Raw genomic sequence first — 22772 nt, 5'->3', positions numbered from 1 at the left:
GAACCTTGCGGCGCCTCGCTGGAAAGTTTAGAGGCCAAGAATAGAAGTTGTAAAATACGAATATCAACGCCAATTTATTAGTTTATTTGATACCACAACACCCATCGCCTGGCGCGCGCCGGTCCAGACCATGGCGGTACATTACTGGCCACTTAGCTAATTTTATTCAATATATTCTTTGTCTTGCCTTGCAGCCCCGCTCCGAAGCATTGCTTGCAGCGCGCCAGCGCAGTGGTTACTTTGAGGAGTTGAAATTCGAAAACAAAAAAGAAGATATTCAAAAAATGAAAGAGCCGTCGCTTCGCCAGATCCGCTACTTCACGGCCGTGGCCAATGCCGGGCAGGTTTCGCGCGCGGCCAAAGAGCTCAATGTCTCGCAATCAGCCCTTACCAACGCGGTGAAACAGCTCGAGGACATTGTGGGCGTTTCTCTTTTCAAGCGTCATGGCGGAGGTGTCACACTGACATACGAAGGCAACATTTTCCTCGATCATGCACTACGGGTCCTGGCGGTGGTAGACGAGGCCGTGCGTTCGCCCAGCCGCAAGCGCGACGATGTCAACGGGCGCCTGCGCCTTGCCATGACCTATACCGTCGCGGGCTATTACATCCCGCCGCATATCGAGCGCTTCCAGCGCGCCTTCCCCGGTGTACAGCTCGAACTGACCGAAGCGCCTCGTGACAGAATCGAGGACGGCCTCGCCTCGGGCAGCTTCGACCTTGCGGTGATGCTGACCTCGAACATCATCGACCAGGAAGGGCTCGAATTCGAAACCCTCATGCAGTCGCGCCGCCGCCTATGGCTGGCGTCGCGCCACCCTCTGCTGTCGCAGAATAACGTCACGCTGGCCGATGTAGCACGCGAACCCTACATCATGCTGACGGTGGACGAGGCCAGCAATACTGCACAGCGATACTGGAACCAGACCGCCTATCGGCCGAACACTGTCTTCAGAACCTCATCGGTCGAGGCTGTTCGCTCATTCGTCGCCGGCGGCATGGGCGTGACGATCCTGTCAGACATGGTCTATCGCCCGTGGTCCCTCGACGGCCGCAGGGTCGAGGTTATCTCCTTGGCCGACAAGGTGCCGACGATGGATGTGGGCCTGGCGTGGCCCGCCAACGTGCCGCTGGGCAGCGCCGCGTCGGCGTTCCGCGAATTCATGCATCTTGGCGACGAAGCCTCGTGACCCGCGCCACCTCCAGCGCCACCGGCATCGACGGGCTGGCGGCGCCGGGGGGGGGGGGGGGGCGTCTGCTCCGTGAGCCAGAGCATCACTCCCAATGCGCAACGGTGCGTCGTTCGAATGTCTCGCGGAACTGTGCCGTCGTCTTAGGCAGCAACTCCCCCGTTTCCCATTCCAGGATCACGGCATAGCGGCGCACCGCGTCGAGCATGTCGATCTCGCCCGCATTGTAGAGCGCGGCGACCTTTTCTGGGTCCATCCGCGCCCATTGCACACGTTCGGCTCGGATTTCGGCGCGAAGCCGGTCGGTGGCCCTCTCGTCGACCTCATACTCGCCGAGGTCGGCATCGATCTGTTTGAGAACGACGCCGTAGTCCCGTGCCGCCCTCTCGATCGAAACATAGTCGTCGATCACGTCGTCACGCACCTTTTCGGGTGCGCGCTCCAGCGGATCGCCGAAGCCGCCGCCGCCGGCCGTGGGGCGTGCGAATTCGTCGCCCGGATGAACCGGGTAATCCGAAAAGACCGAACCGAGCCATTTCCGTTCGCTTTCGCCGTTGCGCCTGATGGTCAGGCCATGAGGCATCGACGGTAGACCGCCTTCGACCCCCCAGACGACAGCGCGCTCACGGTCGCAGATATAGGACATCACCGCATCCTCGCTATCGAGAAGGATCGAAGTTTTCTGCACCCCTGCCCCTCCACGCCACTTTCCCGGGCCCGCACTGTCCCGCAGGATCTGGAATTCTGTCGTGCGCGTAGGATTGACCCGCTCGTTCCCCTCGTTGGGCTGCGACATCAGCCCAGTTCCGAAACACGCCGTCGTCACGTCCGAGCCGTCTTTGCCATTGCGCCCTCCCCAGCCGCCGGGCAGCCATTCATAGAACATGAACATCGGCTTTTCCGGGGAGCGAAGATCACGCCCCCCCGCCAGCAGATATTCCAAGTTGAACGCACAGGCGATAGCGCGTTCGGGCATGATTTGGGACCACATTTCAAAGATGGCGTTCATGATCTTCTCGAACGGCATGAGAAAGCCGGTCACCGCGACAGGCCATTGAGCACTTACGACACTGTTTTCGGGCGCCGAGATGTCGATCATCCGGTAGAACCCACTGTTCAGCGGCAGGTCAGGAAAAAAAGTCTTCATCCCTGCCACCACGGCAGAGAACGTTGCGCCGGGGGCAGAGTTGTAGATCGACGCGATGGTGGCGTGACTGCCGGCGAAGTCATAGTGGATACGATCTCCCTTGATCGTCATCTTGATATGGATTGGTATCATGCCTTCGCCTTGGCCGGGATCGCGGTCGATGAAATCAACCGTTTCCCACGTGCCGTCGGGCAGGGCCGCGATCCGTTGACGGACGGCGCGCTCGACGTAATCCTGAACCTCGTTCATGCCTTGGAGAACCTGACGGCGCCCGTATTTTTGCACCAGCCGCAGGACTTCGCGCTCAGCCACTTGGGTGGCTTGTGCCTGCGAGTGAATATCGCCGATAATCGAGTTTGGGTCACGCGAGTTTGCGGCGATCAGCCCGGCCACATCTTTGCAGAATTCGCCGCCGCGGAAAAGGCGCACGGGCGTGATCCGGACCGCTTCGCGAAACATGTCGCGAGCAGTGACATCGAAGGATCCAGGCACTGAACCGCCAAGATCCGACCAATGCCCGTTGGACTGCGAAAAACCGATCAAGGTGTCATCATCGAAGATGGGGCGCACGAGGCGCACATCGCTGAAATGCGTACCGCCGGCATAGGGATCGTTGATTGCATAGACATCACCGGGCATCATTTCACCATCGAAGGCACGGATCACGTCTTTGCAGGTGAAATGCAGGGTGCCAACATGCACAGCGATGTCCTGGTTGCCCTGCGCGACGGAATTTCCCTCGGCGTCATGGAGTCCGTTCGAAAAGTCCCGGTTATAGATCACAAAGGAATAACATGTGCGCAGCATCTGCTCGGCCATTTGATCGACCGACGTGATGAAGGAGTTTTTCAGAACCTCGAAGGTCACTGGGTCAAGTTGTTCATTGAGCATTTGGTCCATGGGTCAGGCCTTCGTGTGAATGAGAATGTTCATGTAGGCGTCCACCTCGGCGCTCATGCTTGGCGGCACTACGATAGTCGAGTCGAACTGCTCGACGATTGCCGGCCCCGAGAAGGCCGCCCCTGCGCTCAGGCGATCACGGTCGTAGATGGCTGCGTCATGCGCCTTGCCATCGAACCACACCTTGCGATGGCCAATGGGCTCCGGCGTACCAGGGCGCACCTCGTTCTTCGCCGGCTCCGCCTTGGGAACGATCCCAACCGCCTTGACGGCGACGCGAAACAACGAGACGGGCGACGTTTTCAGAGCATAGTTGTATTCGCGCTCATGCGCCTCGTGGAACGCCGCGATCAGCGCCTCTATATCGGTGATCCGGGGCGGCGCCGACACCTCGAGCGAGCGCCACTGCCCTTGATACATCATCTCGACAGAACGCTGCAGCATCATGTCCTTTTCGGCCACACCCTCGCGCTTGAGCTGGACGCGCGCCTCGTCCTCGATGCGCTGGAAAGCGGTCTCCAGGTCCGCCGGCTCGGTCTCGGCCGCGGCCCCCATGAAACTGTCCGAGAAATCGTGTTGGATGTCGACAAGCAAACAGCCGAGCGCGGATGTCACACCCGGATTTGGGGGCACGATCACCGTCGGAATCGACAATTCGCGGGCCACCGCTGCACCATGCAATGCCCCGGCCCCCCCGAAAGCGCACAGGGCGAAGTCTCGCGGGTCGTAACCGCGCGAGATAGACAGCAGCCGGACCGCGTTCGCCATGTTAGCGTTGGCCACACGCACGATCGCCTCGGCCGCCTCGTGAAGCTCCATCTCGAAAGGTGCGCCCACAGTGCTGCGCACCGCCGCTTCAGCGAGCGCAAAATCAAGAGTGATCTTGCCACCCGCAAGCGAACTGCCGAGCCGTCCAAGCACCACGTTCGCATCCGTGTTAGTCGCAGTGGTATTGCCGTTCTTGTAGCAGGCAGGCCCCGGATCAGCTCCAGCCGATTGCGGCCCGTTGCGCAGCGACCCGCCCTCGTCCTTCCAGGCAAGAGACCCGCCACCAGCCCCAATTGTGAGTACCTCGATGGAAGGAAAGCGGATCGGGAAGCCGTATTCGATATACCAATCCTTGGTGATCCGAGACTCGCCCTGGTAGGAGACCGAAACATCGGTAGACGTGCCCCCCATGTCGAAGCCGATGGTGTTTGGGAACCCGCAGAGATTGCCAATGAAACGGCTGGCGATCGCGCCCGCCGCGATGCCCGAACCGGCAAGCCGCGCCGCGAAGTCGCGCACCGCGCGCGTCGTCATCACACCGCCGCCCGTGTGCAGCAACAACAGCTCGCGCGCGTAACCGCCATCTGCCAATTTATCCGCGAGCCGCGAGACGTAGTCGACGACCACTGGCGACACCACCGCATTGGCCATCGTAGTCGAGAACCGCTCATGCTCGAAAATCTCGGGCATGATCTGCGAAGAGATCGAGACGGGCACATCCGGCATCACCTCCTTGAGGATGTCGTGCATGCGCTGTTCGTTGGTTCCGTTGACGTAGGAGTTCATAAAGCAGACCGCGATCGCCGCCACGCCGCGCTTTTTCAACACCTCGGCCACGAGATAGGCGTCCTCCTCGTTCAACGCGCTCAGGATCTCGCCCTCGGCGCTGACCCGTTCGCGCACGGTCAGTCGGTCGCGGCGCGGGATATACGGCTTGGCCACGTCTTTGTAGGTGTCCCACAAGTCTTCCTTGTTGGCGCGCCGTATTTCGACGACATCTCTGAAACCCTCGGTGCAGACCATCGCAGCCCGCGGAAGATTGCGAGTTATCAGCGCATTCGTCGCAACAGTAGTGCCATGCGAGAACATCGAGACATCCGAGAGGTCAATGCGACCCTGCTCGATCCCGTTAATGATCGCTCGCATCGGATCATCGGGGGTGGAGGCGGTCTTCTCAATACGAATCCGGCCTGTCGCCTCGTCCATGATACAGATGTCAGTAAAGGTGCCGCCAACGTCGACGGCGACTCGGGTGTTAGCCATTCTGGTTCCTCCAGGTTTGAGCGGACACGATGGGCCCGTCTGCCGAAGAGGAGTCCTCGGCAGCTTCTTGCTTCATTGACTGGACGTCTTGGTCGACGGGAGAGCGGGCCGGCTCAAGCCGGCACGGCTCGCGCGGCCATTACATTGCCCTGCGGAGGCGTCCCGCCTCCTTACGCGTTTCCGTCGGCGTGCATCCGAACTTCGCCTTGTAATGCCTTGAAAACTGGGCCTGGTCGGCAAAGCCCCAGCGATATGCGATCTCGGCGACGGTTGCGCCCGCTCCCTGGGCGCGCAGCTCTTCCGAGCAACGGGTCAGGCGGCGGTCGCGGATATAGCCGTTGACGGATGGGCCCGCGTCAGAAAAGAGTTGTTGCAGGTAGCGCAAAGAGATTCCACAGGCCCGCGCAACGCTTTGCGGGGACAGGTTCGGATCCTTCAGGTTTGCGCGGATGAACTGCTCGGCTCGGTAAAGATGCGCTGCCCGCACCGTCGATGTAGTGCTGTCGAGTACGCGCTCGTCACTGCGTATCGCAAGACAAAGCATTTCCAGCAGATGGCTTCCGGCCGTCTCGCGCGCCGAATAGTCGAGTTGCTCAATATGGGAAATGGCGGCTCGCATGCTGCTAAGGAAATAGCCGGCCACGCCATGCCGCCCGTCGAAGATAAGCCCGCCCAGCCGCTCGGAGGGGCCGATCCGCGCGCGCACGTTGGCGGAAGGCACCTTCAGCACCCACTGGATATTGCGGCGCGCATGCCAGTATTCATACGGCGCGTCACTGCGCTCGACGATGAAGCTGCCCGGCTTGCAGCAGGTCCGCCTTTGGTTCTGCGAATACTGCACTTCATCGTTTTCCGGGATCGCAATCAGGAGCGAGCTTTCGGTCTCGTTCAGGAAGTGATGACGCTTGCGCTGGTAGAGAACCCCGTCACAATCTATCCGGGACAGCCCGATCACGCCCAGCGACCATTGCTGCATCTCGCCACGGAACGCTTGGCGATCAAGGCATTCCGTGTCGAGGGGAAAATAGGCCTCGGACACCATCTTCTGCCATTTATCGCGTCCGCCCGGCATGGCGGACCCTCCACTACTGATGATCATTTTCTGTCTCTCGTGCCTCTGGATTGAAGGGCCCGACACGTCCCTTAAAGACAGGATAGTGACAGGGCGCGCAGGCGTTCTTGCCGATTTGCGCATAAATTCTTGCAATCCTGCGGCACGTCATCACAGCGCTCCCTTTAGCCAGCGCCCGGGCCACGCATTTGCGCGCTGGTCAAGCGGCGCCCGACCGAACGCCCGACGCTCCAAGCTGGTCCCAGTTGGCAGCACCGCCGTTCAGACGAGACCACCCGCCGCTTCGAAAGCCGCGCGGATCTCGGCATCACCGGCACCGCCCCCGAGCAATGCGCTCAACAGTAAACGCGCCTTGATGGGCGAGAGACTTCCTGCAAAGATTACTCCGGCTTCCTGCAATGTCCGCCCGCCCGAATCTTTACCGTAAACGGGCAGTGTCCGGCCTTCGGCGCAGCGCGAGGCGACAACAACGGGCACACCGGCCTCCGTCAGACGCGCGATACGTTCAGCGAAACCGCTCGGGGCATTCCCCCTGCCGAAAGCGGACAGAACAACGCCAGACTTGCCCGCCGACGCGCAGTAATCGAGGTAATCCGGCGTGCTGCCGAGTCCCAAAAGAATTAGCTCGACCCCTGGATCAAGCATCGGCGCCTCGACATGGGACCGGGCCAGCGAACGGCGATAAAGATATACGGCACCGTCATCAACCTCGCCCAGCTTGCCCAAGCCGGGCGAGCGGAAAGTATCGACACGCGAGCTGTGCGCCTTCGTCACCTCGCGGGCGGCGTGAAGCTCCCCCTCGAAAAGGATAACCGCACCCTGCCCTCGCAGCCCCTCCGAGGCTGCACAGCGGATGGCATCCGCAATGTTACGCGGCCCATCAGTATCGGGCGCGCCCGCATGGCGCTGAGCGCCGGTAAAGACCACGGGCTTGTCCGAACGGACCAGGAGATCGGCGAGAAACGCGCTTTCTTCCATGGTGTCAGTACCGTGCGTGACCACGACCCCGTCCACGGCATCCTCGGCAAGCACCTCGCCAATCCGGGTGCACAGACGATGCACAGTTTCCAGGTCCAACGCATAGCTGCCGACTGCCTCGAAATCCTCGACCTGCACAGTGATCCCATCGGGCCGTTCATGCAGGCTATCCAGCAGCCGATGTGCGGCGACGTTGGCATTCACCGGCCCGCCTGCGCGCTCGGCAGTTGAAGCGATTGTGCCCCCGGTCGCGATAAGTGTGACGTTCTTCATGGCAACATCCTCAATTCGCGGAAACGCTACGCGGACAGTCCGCCCGCCGGCGCGCGCGGCGCGCCTCCGCCAGTTCGATTATTTTGTTCCAGCGGCGCACCAGAAAGTTGTGCTCGTCCATGGCACTATTCCAGACCGCGATATGCTTAGCGCGCGCCCGGTAGGAACCGCCCGAGCGGACATCGCCCGCGCGGATCGCCTCCCGCCCGTGAGGATCGGGCAGATTGCGCGCGGCGGGCTTGCCCTCGTACCAGTAATCCCACTCGTCCGAATCCAGTACCGCGCGCACGCGTTCAGGGACAGACATGTAATAGCCCTGCCGCGCCATGCATGCCCCCGCCCAGCCGTCGAGGAACCAGTTGAACCAAGCATAGGCCATGTCCAGCCGTTTCCCCTGCAAATGCTGCGCCAGACAAAGCCCGCCATGCCAAGCGCGGTAACCCTCGGTCGGGGACGCCTGGCGCACCTTCATGCCGCGCGCTTTCATTGCCACCACAGAGGGCGACCAGATTGACGAGATGCACAGGTCACCATCCGAGAACCGGTCAACCGGTTCCGACGCTCGCCGCCAGAACGGGGCGAAATGCCCAGAATTGACCAGCTCCACTGCGTGGCCATACATCTCATCAATTTCTTCTACCGTCATGTTGCCCAGGTCGCGCACCTCCATGCGGCCAGCTGCAACAAGCGCCATAGTCAGGTCGAACGCCCCGATCGCGGGTTCATCCACCAAGGCGACGCGCCCTTGCCAACGCGGGTTGAGCAATTCGGACCAGCTGACGACGTCGCGATCCACGTCGAGCGCCGCCTCACCCTGATTGATGGCGAAACTGTCGAAGTTGTAGACCGTAGGTAGCATCGAGATCCGCCCCGTCGGGTTCGCCGACAAGGTGGCGTCGGGTTGCACATATAGACGGCTGGCGGGTGTGTCGCCTAAACCGCCGCCCGTCCCGTTGGCGCCAACACAACGAGCAAGATCGCTCATCTCCTCCCAAGCGTCGATCCGGGAAATCTCGATCGGTTGAATCGCGCGCCAGTGCCAGACGATATCGAGGTTGTGAAAGCACTGGTCATACACATCATAGGAATCTGATCGCATCGCCGCCGTTCGCTGGGCGGTCACGAAGTCCTGTTCCATGAATTCTATCGGAAAGCCGAGGTCGGCCTCAGCACGTTCCTTCAGAAGCCGCCAAGGCAGAATCTCAGTGCACAGAATTCGTAACGGTTCCATCAGGCTACGGCTTTCACACTCTTCAAACGCATGAAAGCCGCAAATGAACGACGGATGCGTTCGGGATCAAGCCCCTCGAGGATAAAAACCATCCGCGAAACCCGCGCACCCTCCGGCCAGTGTTCCATATGGACCGGCGCATGAACCAGGTGCTGCACCCCGTGAACTGCCACCGGTCGCTCCTCGCCGGCGATGGCCAGAATCCCCTTAAACCGGAATATGCGGTCACCATAGCGGTGCAACAAAAGCGTGAGCCAGATGCCAAAATCGGTCCAGTCCACGTTTTCTTCGACGGTCAGGGAAAACGTCACGACACCCAGGTCTTCATTTAGGTCGTGATCATGGTGGTGATGATGCCCGTCGATTTTCTCCGCCTCCGGCAGCGGCGGCACGCCGGGATCGAGATCGCGGACTATCGCATCCGCGGCGTCCATGTTGGTTAGCACCTGCGCCGAGGGATTCAACCGCGAGAGCGTTGCCCGCAGCGCAGCGATCTCTCCATCCTCTGCCAGATCCGTCTTAGTCAGAACAATCCGGTCAGCTGCCGCGATCTGGCGCACGGCCTCGGCTCGATGCTCGACCTGGCGTGTCGCATTGACGGCATCGACCGTAGTCAGAACGCCTCCGTTATCGAAGTGGCTACGCAGCACGGGATGTGCGCGCAGGGTCTGAAGCACCGGGTAGGGATCAGCCAGCCCGGTCGTCTCGATCACGACACGGTCGAAGTCGATCTCGCCCCGCGTCAGTAGACTGTGAAGGTTCATCAATGCGTCGGCTACCTCACCGCGCACGGTGCAGCAGATGCAGCCGGATTTCATAAGCACGACATTGTCGTCGATACGGTCCAGCAAATGGTGATCCAGCCCCACCTCGCCGAATTCGTTTATCAGCACCGCAGCGCGGGCCATTCCCGGATCGGTCAAGAGACGCTGCAGGAGCGTGGTTTTCCCGGATCCCAGGAAGCCGGTGAGCAGCGTAACCGGAATCATTGTCCGCCCACCCAATCGATGAGCGCATCATCAAGCGGATCGATCTCGCGCCCCGCGAGAGCCTCGGCCTCGGGCCAGAGGTGAGAGAAGGATTCGAAGACCGAGGATGCTCCGGTGGCGTTCGAAACGACGTATGACGTGCCTTGCCACTCAGCCAGCTTTACCCTCCGGTAGGACAACACGCGATTGGCCGCCGCGACCCGCCGCGCGCTTTCGACCCGCCGCGAGCGGCGGTCGGTGTTGCGGGTGAAGACGCCTGGACGGTCCACCGCGTGGGTCCAGTGGTCGTCGCACCCCAGTATTCCGCACAGCGAGCACATGATCGGTTCTGCCTTTGTTGTTTGTGAGGGGCCGCCCGATCGAGGGCGACCCGATGATTGATCCGCGTGATCAGCCTCGCGGGAAGCGCTTGTCGTAGTCGTCCGCCATTTCATTCATCGTAACGAAGCGCACGCCTTCATGCGACTTAATGTGCGCAATCAAGCGCTCGAGCATCATCAGCACCTGCGGACGGCCCGACACGTCGGGGTGGATAGTGATCGGGAAGACCGCGTAATCCATATTTCGGTAAACCCAATCGAACTGGTCGCGCCACATCTGCTCAATGTCGCGCGGGTTCACGAAACCATGGCTGTTGGGCGACTTCTTGATGAACATCATCGGCGGCAGATCGTCGAGATACCAGTTCGCCGGGATCTCAATGAGGTCCGTCTCCTCGCCGCGTACCAGCGGCTTCATCCAGTCCTCGGGCTTCGCGGAATAGTCAATTTTCGTCCACTTGTCGCCAACGCGCACCCGGTAGGGAGTGAAGTCGTTGTGCATCAGCGAGTGGTCGTACTTAATACCCTTTTTGAGTAGCAGCTCGTTCGTGACGTTGGAGAACTCCCACCACGGGGCGACATAGCCGGTGGGGCGCTTACCCGAGATTTTGGTGACCAGCTCAATCCCCTTATCGAGCACCGCCTCTTCCTGCTCCCGCGTCATCGCGATCGGGTTTTCATGACTATAGCCATGAATCCCGATTTCGTGGCCACGCTTTGCGACATCGTGCATCTGCTCGGGGAAGGTTTCGGCGGAGTGGCCCGGAATGAACCAAGTGGTTTTCAGTCCCGTTTTGTCGAAGAGGTCGAGAAGCCGCGGTGAGCCGACCTCGCCTGCGAAAAGACCGCGCGAGATGTCGTCGGGGCTGTCCTCCCCGCCATACGAGCCAAGCCAGCCCGCAACCGCGTCCACGTCGATGCCGAAGCCGACCAGAATATCCTTTGCCATGTTTAGTCTCCTTGTTGGATCAGTTATGGATCAGCGTGACCGACGTGGGGTCGATCCCCAAGGTCACGGGTGAGCCGGGCGAATAGCTGTGCGCCTCAAGCGCGCCGACATGGGTTTCCGCGTCAATCTCGCGACCGTCGCTGAGCTTGACCCTGAGATACCCGATGGAGCCGACGAGCTGCTTGGCGGTCACGGTGCCTTCAAGCCTGATCTCGCCGGGCGTATTACGCAGGCCGAGGTTGAAGGCTTCAGCGGGGATCACCGCAAGGTTGGCGCCGGCTGCGCCGACTCCCGAAATAGGGCCATATGGCGTTTCAATCAGCCGCAATCCTTGGTCGCCGCCCTGCGCGGGCTTGCCTTCGATGATCGTGTTCGAGCCGATGAATTCGGCCACGAAGGGCGTCGCCGGGCGCGTGTAAAGCTCTTTCGGCGCCGAGATTTGCTCGACCACGCCGTTCGACATGACCACGACGCGGTCCGACAGGCCCAGTGCCTCCGATTGCGCGTGGGTTACAAAGACGAAGGTGATCCCCAGATCGCGCTGAAGCAATTTCAGCTCGTTCTGGATGATGCGCCGCAGGTTGGCGTCCAGCGCCCCTAACGGTTCGTCGAGCAGCAGGATCTCTGGTTCGACCACAAGGCCGCGGGCCAGCGCAATTCGCTGGCGCTGCCCGCCGGAAAGCTTGTCGGCCTTGCGGTCCGCGAATTCGGTCAGATCGAACATGTCGAGGATTCGATCAACCTTGCGATCCTTCTCGGACTTCGGCATGCCCTTGATGTCCAGCCCGAAGGCGATGTTCTGGCGAACCGTCATGTGCGGGAACAGCGCGTAGTTTTGGAAAATCATGGATGTCGGGCGCTTTTCCGGCGGCGTGTGCGAGATGTTCTGCCCCATGATAAAGATTTCGCCGTTCGTGATCTCCTCGAAGCCGGCAATCATCCGCAAAGTGGTAGACTTTCCGCAGCCCGATGGCCCAAGGAAGGCCACGAATTCACCCTTCTCGACTTTGAGGTCGAAATCCGACACGGCGACCGTGCCGTCGGGGTAGGTCTTGCCGACCGATTTAAGTTCAAGATCGTAGAGCATTTCCACCTTGCCTCGGGAATTGGTTCATAGTGCGCCGGGCGCACAGCGGATCCGCTGCACGCCCGGGCCTTGGATCAGGCGTTAAGGAACTCGTCCCAGCGCTGGATCAGGTGGTCATACTCATCGGGCCACTGATGCCAGTAGGCGACGTTCGCAGCACGCTCCTCAAGCGATCCGCCATCACGCAGGTCGCCAGGGTTGATGCCGCGCTCCGGTTCACCTTCCCACGGCTGTCCCTCGTACCAGAAGGCGTATTTCTTCGGATCCATCACCTTTTTGATGTTGGTCGAAGGCGAATAGTAGCCCTGCTCAGTCACGGTGATGCCTGGTTCACCCGACAGCCAGAAATTCGCATAGGCGATCACCGCTTCGCGGTTCGGCGTGCCCTTGAGCATCGACGGACCGATAGCCCAGGCGCGATAGCCCTCTTTCGGACGCGCATATTTCGCGGGCTTGCCCTGCGCCTTGACGGCCATGACTGCGGGCTGCCAAGCGTCACACACAACCATCTCGCCCGAGGCCATGAGGTTCACCAGCTCACCGAAATCACCCCAAAGCGCACGGAATTGACCGCCTTTCTTCTTTGAGATCAAAAATTTGGTCGCTTCGTCGATGTCCGAGACGCTGGGATTGCCCGGGTTTTCAACCTCCAGCATGCCCAAGGAATTCATAGCAAGGATGGCTTGCCCAAATGCGATCAGCGGGTCGACGTTGAGGCCCGATTTACCCCGCCACTTGTCGTCGAAGATAGCGGTCCAAGTATTGGCTTCCTCGTCCGTCAGAACATCGGGGTTATAGCCGATGGAGTCGTAGTTGTAGACCGCTGGAACCATGTAAAGTTCGGTCTGCGCATCATCCGCCCAAATCTGCCCGACGATCTGGGACCGCCGTTCCCATTTGGGGTTCACCTTAGTGAAGGTGTCGCGGATGTTGGCCCAGTTCGGAACCGCCGAAACTGGAATGGTCTCGACATTGTCGGTAGCGATCAGCGCGGGCAGACGCTCGGCGATGATTTCCCAGGTGTCGAAGTCCGACGCGCCCGAAAGAATCTTGGTCTGCGAATCCGGGAAGGTCGCCGGTGTGCCGGAGACCGAGCCGACGCCGCTTGCTTTCTGGAATTTCTCGAGGATGCGATCCTGCACCGTGGTCGAAAGGCCGGTCGTTCGAAGTGCCTGATTAGACAAATCCTGTGCCTGAGCCCAGCGGGTCCATGGGTGCATACCCGACCCCAGCGCTGCCGCGCCGAGCGCGGCGGTGCCTTTCATGAAGGTCCGACGGTTCGTTGACGTCATGATTAAAACTCCCTGATTTAGTTGGTTAGTATTCAGTAGCGGCCTGGCAATAAGCCGCCATCAACCGCAATCACCTGCCCTGTCAGGTAGGAGGCTTCGGAAGATGCAAGAAAACCGATGACGCTCGCGATTTCTTCTGGTTCGCCCAATCTGCCCATCGGAATGTAGGGCGACGCGATCTCATCCGCGTTCGGCCCGAGACTGTTCTTTTCGCTCAGAAGCTGAGCGGTGCGCGTATAGCCAGGCGCAACGCCGTTCACCCGGATACCACGCTTGGCGATCTCCACTGCCAGGCCCCGCACAAGCCCTACGACCCCGGCCTTCGCGGAGGAGTAGTGGACATGCTCGTCCCAGCCATACGCCACGCCCATAATGGAGCTGAGACAGATGATGGCGCCTCCCTCCTTCATTACCGGCAATGAAGGGCGGATGACCCGCAACATGCCCTTCAGATCAATGTCGAAGGTCATATCCCACTTCTCGTCAGTCATCTCGGCGATTGGGACGCGGTGGGCGATCCCCGCATTCGCCACGATCACGTCGATGCGACCATGGCGCTCGGCAACATCCGCCACGAGAGCATCCGCGGCCGCGGTATCGCGCACGTCAAGCGGCATGAATTCGGCGCTACCGCCAGCGTTGACGATTTCCGCGGCGGTAGCCGCGCCCTCGTCGGTCAGCACGTCGGTGACGACGACGTGATCGCCCTGCGCGGCAAATTTCTTGGCGGAGGCTCGGCCGATCCCGATCCCAGCGCCCGTCAAAATTACAACTCTTCTGTCCATATCGTCCCTCACAGCATCACGTCCCCAGAATTCGGCCCCAGCGTCTGACCCACGAATAGTGCGGCATCATCCGAACAAAGAAAGGACACCACGCCACCGATCTCTGCGGGTTCGCCGAACCGTCCCAGTGGGAGCTCGGCCCGCTTGGCGCTTTTCCAGTCTTCCGACAGCCCCTCGACAAGTGGCGTATTAATTGGACCAGGCGCGATAGCATTAACCCGCACCCCCCGCGCCGACACTTCGCGCGCCAGAGATTTCGTCATTCCGATGATCGCGGCCTTAGCGCCCGAATAATGGGCCAGCTCCACACCGCCGATCTGGCCGAGCTGGGACGCCACGTTGACGATGATCCCCTCGCCAGCCTTGAGCATTGCAGGCAGGGCGGCACGGGTCACCAGATAGGTTCCGCGGACATGCACCGCGAACATGCGGTCGAACTCAGCTGGCCGAATATCGACGAACGGCGCCTGATGCCCGAACCCCGCATTGTTCACTACGATGCCCGGCGCTCCCATTTCCTTCCTCACGCGGTGCATCATCGCATCGACCGCGGCCTCGTCGCTGACATCGGCTGCAAAGGCATTCGCTTGGCCGCCTGCGGCCAGGATTCCGGCGGTTACCTTTTCGGCGGCCTCAAGGTGAAGGTCGTTAACGGCGACGCGGTAGCCGTCGCGCGCCAGCCGTTCAGCAATCGCCGCGCCGATGCCGGAGCCGGCGCCTGTCACCAAGGCAATCATGCTTCCTCCTGGCCGGCAAAGCGGCTTTTCGAACGCGCAGTAAAGCGTTTCATCAGCAGACCGTAGATCACCAGCAGAGTGAAACTGAACAGCGTAGTTAGCACGCCGAACGCGAACACATTGGGGTAAATCTCGACGGAGAAGGTGCCATAGATCGAAAGCGGCAGCGTCAGATCGGCACCGGCGGTAAACAGCGTGCGAGAAAACTCGTCATAGCTTAGCGTGAAGCTAAACAGCATGGCCGAGAGCACCCCAGGAAAGATCAGCGGGAATGTCACGCGCCGGAAAGTCTGCGCCGGGCTGACGCCGAGCGAGAGCGAAGCTTCCTCGACCGATCGGTCGAAGCGGTTGAAGATGGCGAGCATCACGAGGAATGCGAAGGGAAAGGTATAGACAACATGCAGCACGAAAGAGGTGCTCCACCAAGCTCTGCCGATGTCCAGGAAGTTCGACAGTAGCGCCACTCCAAGCCCAACCAAAACACCCGGGACCATCATGCCCAAGATGATAAGGTAGAAGATCGGCCCGGCCCCCTTGAAACGGGTGCGGAAGGCTTCTGCGCTCATCGTACCCAAAGTGACCGACACGACCGTAGTCATGAAAGCCAGCACCAGCGACCGCACCAGGCTCGCGCCCACCGGAAGTTGCGACACACGTGAGGTTTCGGCCAGGCCGAGAAGATGCTTGTACCAGTAGATCGACCACTCTTGGATCGGGAACTGGGGGCCCCCGCCCTCTCCCTGGAAACTAAGAATGGCAAGGATGATCATCGGCCCGTAAAGGAACAGCAGGAACAGAGCGGTGTAGAGCACCAGCACGGGGCGGAGCAGACGGACTTCCACGATTACATCTCCTTCCGGAGGTCAACGACGCGCAAGGCGAGCGCAATGACCGCAGTAATGATGATTGTCAGCACCACGCCTGCGACGGCGGCGAAGGCCCATTTGAGCGATCCGACTTGGCTGACGATGATGTTGCCCAGAAGATTGACCTTCCGACCCGACAGGGATGCTGCGGTAGCGAACTCACCCAAGACCATGACCGAAACGAAGATCGTGCCCACGATCACGCCTGGAAGGGACAGGGGCAGAACGATGCGCCGGAAGATCGTCCCGAATGACGCGCCAAGATCGCGCGCGGCCTCAATCACCGACTCGTCTATGCGGGCTATCATGAACGTGATCGGACCGACCATGAACACGCAGTAGATCTGCGTCATGCCCACGATGACCGAGAACTCCGAGAAGAGCAGGAAGCTCAAAGGCTCGGATATGATGCCGAGCTTCATCAGAATGATGTTGATCGCCCCTTCTGTGCCGAGCATAGGGCGCCACGCGATCACGCGGATCAGAAACGATGTCCAGAAGGGGATCACGCAAGCCACCAGAAGGGCTGTCTGAAGCGTCCTGTTCTTGACGAAGAGACCGATGAAAAGCGCGACCGGGTAGCCCACGATCAGCGTCGCGAGAAGCACGATGACCCAGACCCTGAGCGTAGTGCCGATTGCTGTCAGATAGGTGGAAGAACTCAGGAAACGTTCCCAGCTTGCGGTGGTCAGCTCGGGCTTCACGGCGAAGGTGGTCTGCGTCCAGAAGGACACGTAGATCACCATCCCCAGCGGCAGCAGCATGAAAAGCAGCATCCAAAGCACGCCGGGGGTCAAAAGCAGGAAGGCCCGGCGCCGATCCTTGGTCTCTCGCATGACGGCGGGGCTGACGGCTGACGCATCAGTGCCGGAGACTGGCGTGCGAAGCGTTTCTTTGCTGGTCGTTTTCATCAAGCGGCTCCCTTGAACAGCACCGCAGAGTCCGGCGAGAAGAACAGCGCGTAGGTCTTGCCCTCCTCGAGCTGCGGCAGGCGCGGATCGCTCAGGTGGTCCACCACCTGGATCAGCTCCCCGTCGGGTGTGCGGAAGAACGAAAGCGCCGTGGGACCGTTGAACTCACCGGTCACATAGGTCGCTTCGAAGTGATCATGTCCCGGCGGAACGTCTGACGGCGCGCAAACACCTATATCGTCGAACCGGACGGCCAGTTGAACCGGCGTGTCGTCGGCCACCTTCTCGCCGATCGGCAGTAGCCCGACCGAGGTGCGCAGGGCGCCGTTTTCCACCACGCCCGACAGTAGGTTCCAAGCATTGAGGTGGCGTGCCGAGGCCGGATTTTTCGGCTGCGTGAAAAGCGAGCGGGAATTATCGACCTGTGCGATCCGGCCCTCGGCCAGAACTGCAACCGTGTCCCCCATGGTCAACGCTTCGGTCTCGGAACCGGTGACGTGAAGAAAACTGACCTTCAGCCGCTCCCGGATGGCTCGCAGTTCATCGCACATGCGCGCTCGGAGATTGGCATCCAGCGCGCCGAGCGGCTCGTCGAGCAGTACGATCTGCGGCTCTGTCACAAGTGTGCGGGCTAAGGCGACGCGCTGACGCTGGCCACCCGAAATTTCACCGACGCCGCGATGGCCAAAATCCTCGAGCCCGACCAGCTCCAGCGCATGCTGGGTTCTTTCCCGAATCTCGGCCTCGTTCTCGAGCCGGCCGACCTCGCGGTAGCGCAAGCCGAAGGCGACGTTCTCCGCCACGGAAAGATGGGAAAACAGTGCGAAGTTTTGGAAAACGAACCCAATGTCGCGAAGGTGCGGTGGCTTGCCGTCGAGCCGCTCACCATTGAGCAGCAACTCACCGCGATTGGGCTCCTCGAATCCAGCGATGAGGCGCAACAACGTGGTCTTGCCCGCTCCCGACGCGCCCAGCAGCGACAGATAGGTGTCGTCCGGAACGCTCAGATCAAGGCCGTCCAGGGCCACTACATCCCCGTAAAGCCTGGTGACGCCATTTAGCTCAAGCAACTGCCCCTCCTGCGTTAATCGCTTTTTGCATGCAAACACCATTTTTTCACCCATGCAAGAAAAATTTGATTTGTGTATGCAGCATGCATTTATCTTGCGCATTAACTGATGAAACATGCCATAAGGTGCTTAATCGAATGGCAACACACGCATGACCCCCGCTTTTTTCAGGCACAAAAGACACGGGAGGCACTTGATCGCAGCGTCGTTTGCATACAACATTCAAACCTTGACTGGTGAAAAACGCGCTATGCTGGCGCCCTGAACTCTATGAAGCGGCAGTGGGAGAACGATTCGATGACCCGGAAGGCGACCCTCGTGCGCGCGTCCGAGCCGCACCCGTCAACACTTTTCGAAGCGGCCGCCGACCTGATCCGCGCGAATATCTCCCACGGCAAACTCGCGCCCGGCGTCGTGCTTCAGGAAAGCGCATTGGCTGAACGGCTGTCGATGTCGCGCGCAACTGTAAAGCGCTCCCTGGCGCTTTTGGCGGAGGAGGGACTAATTAGGCGCTTCTCGGGCCGTGGATACCTTGTCGCAGGGTCGGACGAAACGCCCCGCCGACTCGATTTGCGCACTGTCGAATTGGACCTCGAATTACTTGACCAATCCGTCGGCCAGCCGAACTGGCAACGCATTCAGGACGTCGTGGAAAAGGAGCTTTCGCGCTGTCTTGTGTTCGGCCGCTACCGCGTGGTGGAGGCCCTTCTCGCACAGGAGTTCGATGTGAGCCGAACGGTGGTGCGAGATGTCCTTTCCCGCCTCCAGGAACGCGGTTTGGTCGAGAAAAGCGCAAGTTCCCGCTGGGTGGTGGAGCCGCTGACGGCCCAGCGGATCAAGAACAAGTTTGAACTCTGCATGATCCTGGAGGTCGCCGCTCTTCAATCCTCTGAGGTGGACGCCGAAGCGCTGGCGCAATTGGCGGACGAGATCAGGACACTGCCGCAGGACGACCCGGTCAAACCGCGGACGTGGTTCGACCTGGATCATCGGTTCTTCCAGCTGGCAATCCTGTCCACCCCGAACCGCGACCTGGCGCATTACGTTAACAGAAACCGCAGCGGCCTTTGGGCGCTGCGCAGCGTGCTGTTCTCTATCGGTCTGCCGCCGGACCGGCAATCGCTGATGGAGTTGTGCATGGTAATCGACCTACTGCGCGCGGGGACCACCACCGCGGCGGCCAGCATGCTTTCGACGCATCTGGAAAACGCTCTGCGCCGAACCATTGCGCAGCTCAAGATCGTCTCGGTGATAAACCCGCCTGAAGATTTCGCACCCTATCTTGTTCCGACCTAAGGGACTGCGCCCGCGCGACAGGGCACCGCCATGCGCGATGCCGCGCTAAAGTCGTAGGGCGCGCACTGCGCCGCGCGCGGCTCCCCTATCGCAAGCCTCGAAAAGCTTGACCGCATAAAACAGAGGCGACACCAAGAAAGCACGCTCATTGGCGACATCTCGCAGCGACCGGATATCCGGAACAGCTGACCCGATGTTGTCGGGATGCCCGACCGGATGCGTCGGTGTGCGCAATGTCGCCCCTCAGCAACCGAGGATGCAGGAGCGAGGATACGGCGCTCCTCCCCAAACTGCTGGGCTCTCAGTGGCGCCGCTTTAAGTGAAGCTGAGCTACTCCCCGTCTCTTGGACACGATCTGGCGTAATTTAAGCTTCTCTTTTCACCGGCTGATCTGGTTGGTTGATATCATGTCGCTGCCAATAGACCAGCGCCGGCTGCGTGCGGCCCAAGGCTGGATAAGAGCGCTTGGCGTTAGCTGGCTGTGGCCGTGCTGGCAATCTCACTCTCTTGTCAGACGGGCAGCATGCAAAAGCGTGCATTAAAGCGGAGTAACCCTGGGCTCATGAGGCTTCCTTGACCAAGTTCATGAGGTCCGAGTAGCTCGTGGCGACATCGTACTTCACCTGGTCATTCCTTATCCTCTCCCCGATCTCCGCAAAGAACTTTCTGGCGCACGCAATCTTAGTCTGCTCGAGTTCGCGCATTTTCATCGAGGGATGTTCGGACTTGGTTTCCGCGACAAAATACAAGTGCTTTACCTCGTCCTTCTTGAAGGCGATCGCCCAATCCGGATTGTAGTCACCAACCGGAGTGGGAATAAGGAAACCTCTTGGCAGTTTGGAGTAGACCACGACCTCACTGCTCGTATCCAGGTCCTTGACGAAACGTCGCTCCACATCAGAGTCGACGATCGCGTAGTCGTAGACATGGTGGTTCAGCTTGTCAGTTGCCTTCTTGAAGTCGTTCCCGGTCTCACCTGCTGTGAAGATCGTGGAGTCATACTCATCTTCAATCGCGCTATACGTCAGCTGCTCGACGATAGCGCCCGCCTTCTGTTGATTGATCCGATGCACGGTTTCGGCGATGAACTGTTCAGGGTTCCGATTGAACTGGTCGAAAATTGCTGGCTCGATACCGTATAGGACGGCTCCGATCGTCTTTCTCGTCAGGTTCGTGCCCTCGGAGATACTCCCGATCAGGTCATAACTTACCCGGGAATGAGCGCTTCGTCCCGCTTGAGATCTGACCCTTCCTTGCGCGAATGCCTGACCGCTGCGGAGATCCTCGTCGGTCACTCCTTCGTTCAAAGTGCCTTCGGTGACCAGATATTGAAGCGCAGGTATGTTCTTGAGATTCTTATTCAGGCTCGTGACACAGCTTTGGATTAGTTTTTCGGTTTCGAACTCAACTTGATATACCGCTTTTCGGTTGATGCGCTTCCAGAGCTCCTGAAACTCTTGCTTATGAAAGTTAGCGTTAAGTGGGTTCTTTTTCGGCGCACGACCATCATTGAACATGTCGGATACCTTCCGCCCGTTGAACACTGTGTCCACGAGCTTGAAGGCCTCCTCCTCGTGGCCTGCAAACGCCTCCGGCAACTGCGCCAGTGTCTCGGATTTCCGAGCTTCATGGTACTTCGCGGTGATTGCTCGGTCTTCGTCGACATAACCGTTTGCGATCAGGTAAAATTCGAGCTTTCCTGCCAACGCCTTGTCGACCTTCAGGTCCGAGTCTTCTGACTTGAGCAATTTCCCTTCGAAATACTCGGCATTCGCAGCTCTCGGGCGCTCCGACAGGTTCTCGACGATCTCCTGTTGGAGACCTGACACAAAGCCCTTGTAGCTCTCGCTCGCGACCACCGTTAGCACATTGATGTCATGAACGGTCGCGGGCAAGTCCATGCGTTCGCCAACCTTGTTGACCGAAATGCGGAGGCCGCGCCCGACCTCCTGGCGGCGGGAAATCGTGTTCTGGCTCTCGTTGTGCTTTAGCATGCACATGACGAAGACGTTCGGGTTGTCCCAGCCCTCGCGCAAGGCGGAGTGAGAGAAGATGAAGCGCGTCGGTTCGTCGAACGACAGCAGGCGCTCCTTGTCTTTCAGGATCAGGTCGTAGTCGCTGGGTTCCGTCGACTGCCCCTGCAGCTCGCCCCTTGCAGCGGCCTTGGGGTCCGTCATGCGCCCCTTCTTGTCGATGGAGAAGTAGCCGCGATGTGTCTTGGCGTGGTCAATGTCCGCCAGATATTTCCGGTAATCATCGTTCTCCAAAGGCAGTTCGTCGAGGATCTCATCCCTGGCGTTCGCATATTCCTCTTCAAAGATGCGCGCGTATTCGCCCTTTTCGTCCTCCCGCTCATAGTCGCGATACTTGACGACTTCGTCGATGAAGAAGAGGGATAGAACCTTCACGCCCCTTGCGAAGAGCGTCTGTTCGCGCCGCAAGTGAGCTGCAATGGTTTCCCGGATCTGAATTCTGCGCTTATCATCCTCTGTCACGTCGTTGGAGGCTTGCCCGGCCGACAGAACATCGCCGTTGGTGAAGTGGAGCGTATCGTCCCTGGCATCGATATCAGCGACAACGAAGCCGCGGTATTGCTCGAGCCCTTTTGAAACGCCGAACAGGTCGCGTCCCTTCTCAAGCTTGCGTAGGACCCGCTTGATGCCGCTACCGGTCTTCACCTCCAGTTCGACCCGCGCCACGGGAGCCGACCTCGAGATGTCGATACCTTCGAGATAAAGGTATGCGTTCGTGCCGGTCAGACCCTTCGTCTCGATCCCGCGGACCTCGATCTTCTTAACCAGCTTCTGGTTGAAGGCGTCCACGGCATCCAGCCGATGAACCTTATTGTGCACCGTTTTGTGCGTGGCGGAGTAGCGCAGGATGAAGAGCGGGCTGAATTTGGGCAGGGCTTTCTGTGTCGCTGGCCCCTCCATCTTTTGCGGCTCGTCGATGATCACGATCGGGCGGTTCTTGGCGATCACGTCGATCGGACGACGCGACTGGAAATCGTCCAGCTCGTCATAGATTCGCCGGTTGTCCGCGCCAGTGGCGTTGAACGCCTGCACGTTGATGACCATCACATTGATCCCGGCGTCGGACGAGAAACTTTCCAGCTCATGCAGGCGCTTGGAGTTGTATGTGAACGCCCGGATTTTCTTGCCGAACTCCTGCTGGAAGTGTTCCGCCGTCATCTGCAGGGACTTGGCGACCCCCTCTCGGATCGCCACGCTGGGCACCATGATGATGAACTTGGACCAGCCGTAGCGCTTGTGCAGCTCGAACATCGTGCGGATGTAGACATAGGTCTTGCCGGTCCCGGTCTCCATCTCGACATCGAGGTTCAGCTTGGCGCCCGGCTTGTAGGTGGCCGGCTTGGCCCTGCCACTTGCATCGACGTAGTGCGTCAGGGACTGGGATTGAGGCAGCATAGCGCCACGCTGCACCGCCACGACGTTCTCCAACAGCACGTCGTCGGACAGCTTGATGTCGGCATTGCCGAAGCCGTCCTCGATCGACCGGATCTGGCGGGTGTTGCCGGGGTCGATGGTGTATTTCAGGTTGTCCTGGCGCGGCTGACCCTTGAAGCAATCGACCACCGCGTTCACGGCGTCGAGCTGATAAGGCTGGGACTTGAACTTGATCTTCATC

18 protein-coding genes are annotated in these 22772 nt (G+C 59.9%); 2 read left to right on the top strand and 16 right to left on the bottom strand.

The annotated features are described in order from the left end of the window. The first annotated feature begins 248 nt into the window (after nt 1-248). On the top strand, nt 249-1190 hold the full coding sequence (locus tag B6V76_RS00560) for a LysR family transcriptional regulator (RefSeq protein ID WP_240497779.1): 942 nt from the start codon (nt 249-251) through the stop codon (nt 1188-1190). Nucleotides 1191-1275: 85 nt separating this feature from the next. Here the strand turns inward: B6V76_RS00560 and B6V76_RS00555 are convergent, their stop codons facing one another. The 15 genes from B6V76_RS00555 to B6V76_RS00485 all read right to left on the bottom strand — a co-directional run bounded on the left by B6V76_RS00555 (nt 1276) and on the right by B6V76_RS00485 (nt 17828). Beyond that, nucleotides 1276-3237: a hydantoinase B/oxoprolinase family protein gene (locus B6V76_RS00555; protein WP_088726400.1), complete on the bottom strand. Its 1962-nt coding sequence runs from the start codon at nt 3235-3237 to the stop codon at nt 1276-1278. A 3-nt stretch (nt 3238-3240) separates the two neighbouring features. Next, entirely contained in the window at nt 3241-5268 is a 2028-nt protein-coding gene (locus B6V76_RS00550; RefSeq protein WP_088726399.1) for a hydantoinase/oxoprolinase family protein, read from the bottom strand. Nucleotides 5269-5407: 139 nt separating this feature from the next. Further along, entirely contained in the window at nt 5408-6367 is a 960-nt protein-coding gene (locus B6V76_RS00545; RefSeq protein ID WP_088726398.1) for a helix-turn-helix domain-containing protein, read from the bottom strand. Nucleotides 6368-6601: 234 nt separating this feature from the next. Next, nucleotides 6602-7591, bottom strand: a complete 990-nt coding sequence (locus tag B6V76_RS00540; protein WP_088726397.1) for an asparaginase — start codon at nt 7589-7591, stop codon at nt 6602-6604. A 10-nt stretch (nt 7592-7601) separates the two neighbouring features. Next, nucleotides 7602-8729 (bottom strand): extracellular solute-binding protein, encoded by a 1128-nt coding sequence (locus tag B6V76_RS00535; protein ID WP_240497778.1) that lies wholly within the window; start codon nt 8727-8729, stop codon nt 7602-7604. Nucleotides 8730-8821: 92 nt separating this feature from the next. Further along, nucleotides 8822-9811, bottom strand: a complete 990-nt coding sequence (locus tag B6V76_RS00530) for a GTP-binding protein (RefSeq protein WP_088726395.1) — start codon at nt 9809-9811, stop codon at nt 8822-8824. Next, complete coding sequence (locus B6V76_RS00525) at nt 9808-10131, bottom strand: hypothetical protein (protein WP_075777468.1); 324 nt, start codon at nt 10129-10131, stop codon at nt 9808-9810. Before B6V76_RS00525 ends, B6V76_RS00530 begins: the two co-directional genes overlap by 4 nt. Nucleotides 10132-10201: 70 nt before the next feature. After that, nucleotides 10202-11080 carry a polysaccharide deacetylase gene (locus tag B6V76_RS00520; RefSeq protein WP_075777467.1) on the bottom strand — a complete coding sequence of 293 codons (879 nt, stop codon included), beginning with the start codon at nt 11078-11080 and terminating at the stop codon, nt 10202-10204. Between the two features lie 19 nt (nt 11081-11099). Continuing rightward, nucleotides 11100-12167: an ABC transporter ATP-binding protein gene (locus B6V76_RS00515; protein WP_088726394.1), complete on the bottom strand. Its 1068-nt coding sequence runs from the start codon at nt 12165-12167 to the stop codon at nt 11100-11102. Between the two features lie 74 nt (nt 12168-12241). Continuing rightward, nucleotides 12242-13459 (bottom strand): extracellular solute-binding protein, encoded by a 1218-nt coding sequence (locus tag B6V76_RS00510; RefSeq protein ID WP_075777465.1) that lies wholly within the window; start codon nt 13457-13459, stop codon nt 12242-12244. 32 nt (nt 13460-13491) lie between these two features. Next, nucleotides 13492-14244, bottom strand: coding sequence for an SDR family NAD(P)-dependent oxidoreductase (locus B6V76_RS00505; protein WP_088726393.1), 753 nt, complete (start codon nt 14242-14244; stop codon nt 13492-13494). A gap of 8 nt (nt 14245-14252) precedes the next feature. Further along, a complete protein-coding gene (locus tag B6V76_RS00500) occupies nt 14253-14981 on the bottom strand; it encodes an SDR family NAD(P)-dependent oxidoreductase (protein WP_088726392.1) in 729 nt (242 codons plus the stop codon). Beyond that, nucleotides 14978-15823, bottom strand: coding sequence for an ABC transporter permease (locus tag B6V76_RS00495; RefSeq protein ID WP_075777462.1), 846 nt, complete (start codon nt 15821-15823; stop codon nt 14978-14980). Before B6V76_RS00495 ends, B6V76_RS00500 begins: the two co-directional genes overlap by 4 nt. Nucleotides 15824-15825: 2 nt before the next feature. Further along, entirely contained in the window at nt 15826-16758 is a 933-nt protein-coding gene (locus B6V76_RS00490; RefSeq protein ID WP_176536030.1) for an ABC transporter permease, read from the bottom strand. Further along, nucleotides 16758-17828: an ABC transporter ATP-binding protein gene (locus B6V76_RS00485; protein WP_240497777.1), complete on the bottom strand. Its 1071-nt coding sequence runs from the start codon at nt 17826-17828 to the stop codon at nt 16758-16760. The genes B6V76_RS00490 and B6V76_RS00485 overlap by 1 nt, the downstream gene beginning before the upstream one ends. A gap of 297 nt (nt 17829-18125) precedes the next feature. Here B6V76_RS00485 and B6V76_RS00480 point away from each other — a divergent pair, with 297 nt between their 5' ends. Further along, a complete protein-coding gene (locus tag B6V76_RS00480; RefSeq protein ID WP_166504507.1) occupies nt 18126-19124 on the top strand; it encodes a GntR family transcriptional regulator in 999 nt (332 codons plus the stop codon). Between the two features lie 560 nt (nt 19125-19684). Here the strand turns inward: B6V76_RS00480 and B6V76_RS00475 are convergent. After that, nucleotides 19685-22771: a DEAD/DEAH box helicase family protein gene (locus B6V76_RS00475; protein WP_088726390.1), complete on the bottom strand. Its 3087-nt coding sequence runs from the start codon at nt 22769-22771 to the stop codon at nt 19685-19687. Nucleotide 22772 lies beyond the last annotated feature (1 nt).

Source organism: Thioclava sp. IC9 (genome assembly GCF_002213225.1).
GTDB lineage: Bacteria > Pseudomonadota > Alphaproteobacteria > Rhodobacterales > Rhodobacteraceae > Thioclava > Thioclava nitratireducens.
This window is presented reverse-complemented; position numbering and strand designations above follow the sequence as displayed.